The 7,271-nt window shown below is 68.2% G+C and carries 5 protein-coding genes and 1 tRNA gene; 3 read left to right on the plus strand and 3 right to left on the minus strand.

Annotated features, from left to right (window positions below; all coding sequences use genetic code 11):
- Positions 1 to 361: 361 nt before the first annotated feature.
- The 3 genes from VIM19_20935 to VIM19_20945 all read left to right on the plus strand — a co-directional run bounded on the left by VIM19_20935 (position 362) and on the right by VIM19_20945 (position 4,013).
- The gene (locus VIM19_20935; protein ID HEY5187300.1) at positions 362 to 1,204 is read left to right on the plus strand and encodes a class I SAM-dependent methyltransferase; all 843 of its coding nucleotides are present in this window, start codon (positions 362 to 364) and stop codon (positions 1,202 to 1,204) included.
- 304 nt (positions 1,205 to 1,508) lie between these two features.
- On the plus strand, positions 1,509 to 2,267 hold the full coding sequence (locus VIM19_20940) for an NAD(P)H-dependent oxidoreductase (protein ID HEY5187301.1): 759 nt from the start codon (positions 1,509 to 1,511) through the stop codon (positions 2,265 to 2,267).
- Positions 2,268 to 3,551: 1,284 nt separating this feature from the next.
- Positions 3,552 to 4,013 carry a tyrosine-type recombinase/integrase gene (locus VIM19_20945; GenBank protein ID HEY5187302.1) on the plus strand — a complete coding sequence of 154 codons (462 nt, stop codon included), beginning with the start codon at positions 3,552 to 3,554 and terminating at the stop codon, positions 4,011 to 4,013.
- A 150-nt stretch (positions 4,014 to 4,163) separates the two neighbouring features.
- Here the strand turns inward: VIM19_20945 and VIM19_20950 are convergent.
- From VIM19_20950 to VIM19_20960, 3 genes are all read right to left on the minus strand, one after another.
- Positions 4,164 to 4,240, minus strand: a tRNA-Phe gene (locus VIM19_20950).
- Between the two features lie 83 nt (positions 4,241 to 4,323).
- Positions 4,324 to 5,718 carry a SulP family inorganic anion transporter gene (locus tag VIM19_20955; protein HEY5187303.1) on the minus strand — a complete coding sequence of 465 codons (1,395 nt, stop codon included), beginning with the start codon at positions 5,716 to 5,718 and terminating at the stop codon, positions 4,324 to 4,326.
- Between the two features lie 419 nt (positions 5,719 to 6,137).
- A partial coding sequence (locus VIM19_20960) for an MFS transporter (protein ID HEY5187304.1) occupies positions 6,138 to 7,271 on the minus strand: 1,134 nt, incomplete at its 5' end.

Here is a 7,271-nt window from a genome sequence, read left to right on the forward strand (position 1 = left end):
CCTTCGCTCAATGGCCGGACACCTCAAGCCCATTGAGACGGTGGGCACAGCCCCCGGGGCAGCCCTCAACTGGGTAGTCGTTCCAATCCTCGCCGTCATGCTCTGGATGGCACTGTGCCCCTGCACCGGTCCGGCCAATGAGCCGAATCGAGCCGCTTAGGGCCGATCCAAGCGCCGCAACCTCTCGGCACTTCGCGTGCCGCCTCAGCGGCACGCCCCATCGGCACATCGCGTGCACCCTCAGCGGCGCACGCTAACGGCATCACTTCTGCGTGCCCCGGAGCAGCACGAGTGGGCACTATGCACTCCCGCCAACGAGTTCCTTCGTGTTCGATGGACGCATCCGATAGCGGGAGGGCCGATGCCGAGCGGCGATGAGATTCGAGACGTTCAGCGAGCGACGTGGGCCGGGCTTTCTGCGGGCTGGGAGAAGTGGGACTCGGTCATCATGGATCAGCTGGGCCCGGTCGGCACAGCGATGATCGACCGTCTCGACATCGCCGATGATCAGCAGCATCTCGATATCGCCGCGGGCACTGGTGAGCCGGGGCTGACCGTCGCCAAGCTTGCGCCGAGAGGACACGTCGTTCTGACCGACCTTGCAGCTGAGATGCTCGACATCGCGACGCGACGAGCGAACGCGCAAGGGATCACCAACTTTGAGACCAAGGTGTGCAGCGCCGACGACCTGCCATTCGGTGACGCGACATTCGACACTATCTCGGTGCGGTTCGGGTACATGTTCCTTCCCGACGTCGCCAAAGCGACCGCCGAGTTCGCGCGCGTGCTCAAGCCGGGCGGACGTCTGTGCTCGTCGGTATGGGTCAAGCCCGAGGAGAATCCGTGGACGACGATCGCCATGCAGGCAATCGCGTCGGAGGCGGTGCTGGTGCCACCCGACCCGGACGGGCCGAATATGTTCCGGTGCGCTGCCCCGGGATATGTCAGTGCCCTGTACGAGGCTGCGGGGCTGCGCGACGTGGCCGAGTGGGACGTCGACGTCGAACTCGTGACGCGATCGCCCGCGCAGTATTGGGAGATGATCAGCGAGCACGTCTCGCTTGCAGTTGCAGCGCTTCAGCAGGTCGACGAACCGGCGCGGGAGCGGATCGCGACGGCCGTCATCGCCAAGGTCAGCACCTACGAGTCAAACGGCAAGGTGAGGATTCCAGGCGTGGCCTGCTGCATCGTCGGCACGAAGTAGGGACACCTGAACAGAAGCGCCGGGAAGACCGCGCTGCCACGGCCTGATGGTCTTGCGAAGCAGAAGCCGCACGCGGGCGGTATTGGCCGGTTCCTTCTCGACCTGAATGGAGACGCCGACCATCGCTTGCCCGAGCGCCAGATCGAGGCAGCTGCCGCGTGCGCCGAACCGTCTATGGGCGCCGGCTGGAGCGTCGAGACGCGGGAGTCACAGTTTCGTAAGGGATTCTTGGTCCCTGGCGGGCCGACGTGGTGTTGAGTGCAGGTGATCAGGCTGGAAGACCCACGAACCCGAGGGACCGTTCATGCTTCCCGATTCAGTCAAAGCGTTCATCGATTCCGAGATCGCCGCGAACACCACGGACTACACCGACCTGCGAGCTGTCTTCCTCAATGGCACTCTCAAACGGTCGCCCGAGGTGAGCCACACCGACGCTCTGATCGAGATCAGCTCCCACATCCTGCGCGGCGTGGGAGCCCAGGTCGACGAAGTGCGCACAGTCGACCATGTCATCCCGCCTGGCGTGTATCCCGACATGCGCGAGCGCGGATGGCCGACCGATGACTTCCCCGCGATCTACCGCGAGCTCATCGAACCCGCCGACATCGTCGTGCTTGCCACGCCGATCTGGCTTGGGGACCAGTCCTCGATGACGCGTCTGATGATCGAGCGGCTCTACGGTTGGTCCAGCGAGCTCAACGCCGCGAGCCAGTGGTCGTACTACGGCAAGACCGGTGGAGCGCTGATCACCGGAAACGAGGACGGCGGCAAGCACTGCGCGGCACAGATGCTCTACGCGCTGTCGCACATCGGCTTCACGATCCCACCTCAAGCGGACGCCTACTGGACGGGCGAGGCGGGACCCGGGCCGTCGTACCGCGACGAGGACAACCAGGGCGCCCGCAACCACTGGACCACGCGCAACACCGTCTTCGCCACGTGGAACCTGCTCCACACCGCCCGCCGACTAGTCGACGGGGGTGGCGTTCCCGCTTACGGGAATCGCACCGCGAACTGGGACCTGAGCGACCAAGACCACCCCAACCCCGAATACCGCGCCTAACCAAGAGTCCGACGGGCCGGAAAGGGTCCGACTCGAGCGCCATCTCCGCCCACGGCGGGCCCGTCCGAACAAGGGTGTTACTGGTCATCCGTTCACCGGCCGGACCCCGCGGACTGCTCGGACACCCCGGCATGCCCGGACCGCGACCCCTCAGGAGTTCGCGAACCCCGCCGGCCCAACTTGACCGACCGCTCTGATGTGCCCACCTGTTTACGCGTCGTCTACGCGGCACGAGAAGCCCCTGAGCGCGCAGGTGACCGCTCGATGAGCTCGTCAGGCCTGCCGGGAGTACAATTCAGGTGCGGTAGTCGGGAGGGTCGGAAAGCCCTTTCGGGTCCGTGTCGGGAACGTCTGGATGCCCCGCAACTTGCATCGACGCGGAGGCCATGAGCGCCTCGACGGAATGACAGGAGGCCCGCCCCACCGGGGACGGGCCTTCCGCCATTTCTTTGCGCGTCCGCCGATGGCCAGCGCGAACTCGCGCGCGCCGAAGTGATGCCGATCGCGGGCGGGTCGTCCAGCCGTTCGAACAGGCAGCCGGTGAGGTTCGTCGCGCTTCGGAGCGGCGGTTCACGGGCCCATCGGCCTTTCGCCTCTGGTTGAGTGGCGACCTGAGCGGCAGGCTGTGGATGCTGACCCAAAAGGAAGACGGCTGATCATGGCCAGACACAATGTGACCCCAACCAAGTCCGAGTCTTGGTGGACCGGTCTCGGTGTCTCGATTGGTGCAGGGATCGGCTTGGCCAGGACGAGGGCCGATGTAACGACGGGTGCGTACGTGCCGAAGTCCGAGCAGACGTTCGCCGAGTACGTGGATTCATGGCTGCGTTCGAGGCGCCACGCGGTCCGCCCCAAGACCGTCGAGGGCTAACGCGTCGGGCTGCAGCCCGCGTTCCGTGCCTTCGGGGCGAAGCGTCTCGACCTGGTGACCAAGAAGGACGTCACCGCGCTCGTGGAGGAGATGGTCGCCAACGGACGGGCACCGCGCACGGTCAACTTGACCCTCGGGCTCCTACGCCAGTCCCTCGACTCCGCCGTGCGTGAGGGATCGCTGCAGCGTACCGTCGCCCGACTCGTCGACCGGATGCCCAAGCGCCAGCAGGAGTTCGAGGTCTGGACCGCAGAGGAGGCCCGAGCCTTCCTGGACGCCACCGCGACCCACCGGTTGGCGGGTCCGTGGGCCCTGACGATGTCTGGGCTGCGCCGAGGTGAGGTGCTCGGCCTCCGGTGGTCCGACGTGGACCTCGACAGCGCCCGGCCCTTCGTACTGTTCGGCGGTCCCCGGTGTCGCTCGGCCGCGCCGGAGGCACCGTGGCTGAGGGAGATCCGAAATCAACGCGCAGCCGCCGTCGAGCGCCACTGGCTCCCTTTGCAGTCCAGGCCATCCGGTACACGCGCGACGTCCAAGCCGGCGAGCGAGCGGCTGCCGGCAGCTTCTACCGCGACTTCGGTTACCTCGCCACGAACGAGATCGGGGAGCCTATGCACCCCGACACCTGCAGCGCCGAGTTCCAGTGGATCATCGCGGGCGCCAGACTCAGGCGGATCCGGCTCCACGACTGCCGCCACTCGGCGATCAGTCTGCTACTTGCGGCCGGCATCCCGGTGGTCGCGGTTGCCGGCGTCAAGGGACACCACCCCGTCGTCACCCAGCGGATCTACGCCCACATGTTCGAGGACGACGCCCACGACGCCATGGCTGCCCTGGACGCCGTCGCGGCTTGTGACACATCTGTGACAAGTTGATCTTGCAGGCGGTTCTGGATCAAGGATCAGGGGCCCTGACGCGAAGATTCGCGGTGCGCTGTACAAATTGCATAAGAAACACGTCGAGCGCCGCGAATCTTCGCGCACCACGGTGCGCCGGAGGCGCCGCGTTGCTGACCTGCGGTTATGTGGTGGCCAGGGGCGGGGTCGAACCGCCGACCTTCCGATTTTCAGTCGGACGCTCGTACCAACTGAGCTACCTGGCCGGAGACGGGGCCACTACTGGGGCACCGATCGGGCGCCAACGATACCGCAGGGCGCGCACTCCCCCGAACCGCGGCCCGCCCGGTCAACCGGTCCGCAGCTCCTGCCGGATCCGGCTGTCGAGCTCTTCGAGGACCAGCCGACCGCGCTCGTCCAGGCCCGGGTCCTGGCGGCGGACCTCGAGGAACGCGAGCAGGTCGTTGAGGACGGTGTGCCGGGCGGCGTCGCCGTCGCTGGAGTGCCGGGAGAGGTCGGTGAGCGCGGCGCCGGCTGCGTAAGGGAACACCCGCACGCGGTGGGCGGGGGAGACCCCAGCGATGGTCAGCCGGTCGAGCACCAGGTCGTCCTTCGTGACCGGCCACAGTCGACTTCCCGAGCTCTCCAGGCGTTCGCTCAGGTCGGACAGCGCATCCAGGGCGGGGACGTCGAGATCCGGGGTGAGACCCAGGTCGAGCAGGACGACGTCCGGCCGGGGGTCGGCGCTCTTCACGGCGGCCGCGACGGCTTCGCGGATCTCGGCAGCGTTGACGAAGAACAGCATCTGCAGGGGGCGGACGACGAGCAGGCCGGGCGTGGCTGCGACCTCGGCCGCCACGTCCGCGGTGCCGCTCGGGTGCTGCCCGGCCATGTGCACGCGTCCCTCACCGGGCCGCCAGACGATCACTGCCAGTGATAGGCCGACGGCGATGGCCAGCCCGGGCAGGATGCCGACCACCAGGACCCCCACCGGGGCGACGAGGGCGAGCACGCAGTCGGCCCGGCGGATCCGCCACAGCCGCTTCCGGGGGGCGATCCGTTCCATGTCGAAGACGGCAACGATGACGATCGCACCGAGCGCCGCCTCCGGCAGCTCCTTGAACAAGGGGGGCAGGAAGAGGGCGGCCAGGGCGGTGGCCGCAGCGGCCACGACCAGCGACCTGGGCGAGCGGGCACCCGCCCGGTCGTTGGCCGCCGACTTCGAGAGGCTGGCCCCGATCGAGAAGCCCTGGAACAGGCCGGCGCCGGCGTTCGCGGCACCGATGGCGACCAGCTCGCGATTGGCGTCGACCTCGTACCCGTGCACCCTGGCGAGCTGCTGCGCCGGCCCCATCGCCTCGGCGAAGGCGAGGAGCGCGATGCCGAACGCGCCGGTAATCAGCAGCGGGAAGGCGTCCCACCCGGCCCCTGGCAGCTCTGGCGCTGCGAGCCCGGACGGCAGCGGTCCGACCACGGCCACCCCGTGGTCGGACAGGTTCAGCGCCGCCGAGGCGATCAGCGAGCCGACCAGCACCGCGAGGGCGGCCGGCCGCTTGGGCAGGAACCGCTGGAGCGCGAGCATGCCGGCGAGGCAGGCGAGCCCGACCGCCAACGTCACGACGCTGGTGTCCGGCAGCTCCGTCACGATCTGCCACAGCGCCTTGAAGAACTCCTGCTCTCCACCCTCGATCCCGAGCATCTTCGGGACCAGCTTCACGGTGATGACCAGCGCCAGCCCGAACACGAAACCCGAGCAGCACGGAGGACGAGAAGAGCCGGGCGATCCGCCCCAGCCTCAGGAGTCCCGCGACCATCGAGATCAGTCCGGCGAGCAGGGCGCGGGCGGCGGTCAGCGTCACGTACTCGGCGATGCCCTGCGGGGCCAGCTCGCTGATCGTCGCAGCCGATGTGATCGCGACGGCCGACGACTCGGCCACGACCAGCTGTCGGGAGCTGCCCAGCAGCGCGTACAGGAGCAGGGCCGCCGGGGCGGCGTAGAAGGCGGCCTGGGGGTCGACCCCGGCGAGCTGAGCGTAGGCCATCCCTTCCGGGACGAGGATCGCCGTGACGGTGAGCCCGGCGACCAGGTCGAAACGCCACGAGGCCCGCTCGTATTGGGTCAGCCACCCGGGTGCGAAGGCAGGGAGGGGTGACATCCGTGGTCTAGACGGGCTCGGGGGCTGCCCCGACCGGGGTGCTTGCGGGGCGCGGCGACTCGTGGGGGAGATCGCGGGTGAACGCGAGGGAGCCCAGTGCCAGGAAGGCAGCCACTAGCAGGCCCACCTTGAGGGACTGGATCTGTGCGTTCTGGTAGTCCTCGACGATCGCGTCGCTGGTGGCGGCGTCGAGTCCGGCCTGCTCGGTGGCGGCGCGGACCTGGGCGGTCGAGACGAAGTCGAGCCCGGAGCCCACCGCGACCCCGACCTGGGAGGAGACCTCGCTGCTGATGCGCTGGTCGGAGGAGATGTTGGACACGAACGCGCTGGTCAGACCGGTGAGCACGATCGCGCCGATCAAGGCGACGCCCAGGGACGACCCCAGCTGTTGGCCGGTGTACTGCAGGCCACCCGCCTCGCTGCGCCCCGAGGCGTCGACCGACGACTGCACCACGTTTCCCAGCTGGGAGACGATGAGGCCCATACCCACCCCGATCAGGCCCATCGAGATGGCGAACGCTGTGTCCTTCAGGTCGGGCTTGATCGTGACGAGCAGCGCGAGGGCGGCGACCATGGTGAGCGTGAGACCGGTCCGGACGATGCCGCGCACGGAGTAGCGGGTGGAAAGCCGGGAACCGATCGCGGCCGCGAGGAACATCGCGATGGACACCGGCAGCATCTTGATGCCGGTCTGCAGGGCGTCGAGACCCAGGACCAGCTGCAGGTACAGGGGGATGACGAAGAAGACGCCCATCAGGATGATGTTCTGGCTGAACAGGCCAGCCAGCCCGGCGCGCAGCGGCGGGATCTTCATCAGGCTCAGGTGCACCAGCGGGTCGCGTCCCACGTTCTCGCGGTGGCGCTGCCAAGCCGCGAAACCCCACACCAGGACCCCGCCCAGCGCGATCACGAACGGCGTCAGGGCGAAGCCGAACGGCTCGACGGGGGAGTCCTTCGGCTTGAGCCAGCCCCAGGTGCTTGCCTCCAGCACACCGAGCACGACCACACCGAGGCCGCCCGCGGACAGGACCGTGCCCACGACGTCCAGCCTCGGTGTCGGGCCGCCGCGAACGGCGTCCGCCACCCGTCCGGTCATGGCCAGGATGAAGATGACCAGGACGACCTCGCCGAGGAACACCAC

This window comes from Actinomycetes bacterium, from assembly GCA_036510875.1.
Taxonomy (GTDB): domain Bacteria; phylum Actinomycetota; class Actinomycetes; order Prado026; family Prado026; genus DATCDE01.

Coding starts and splice junctions, on each gene's coding strand:
- VIM19_20935 (HEY5187300.1), top strand. CDS start 362: ATGCCGAGCGGCGATGAGATTCGAGACGTTCAGCGAGCGACGTGGGCC.
- VIM19_20940 (HEY5187301.1), top strand. CDS start 1,509: ATGCTTCCCGATTCAGTCAAAGCGTTCATCGATTCCGAGATCGCCGCG.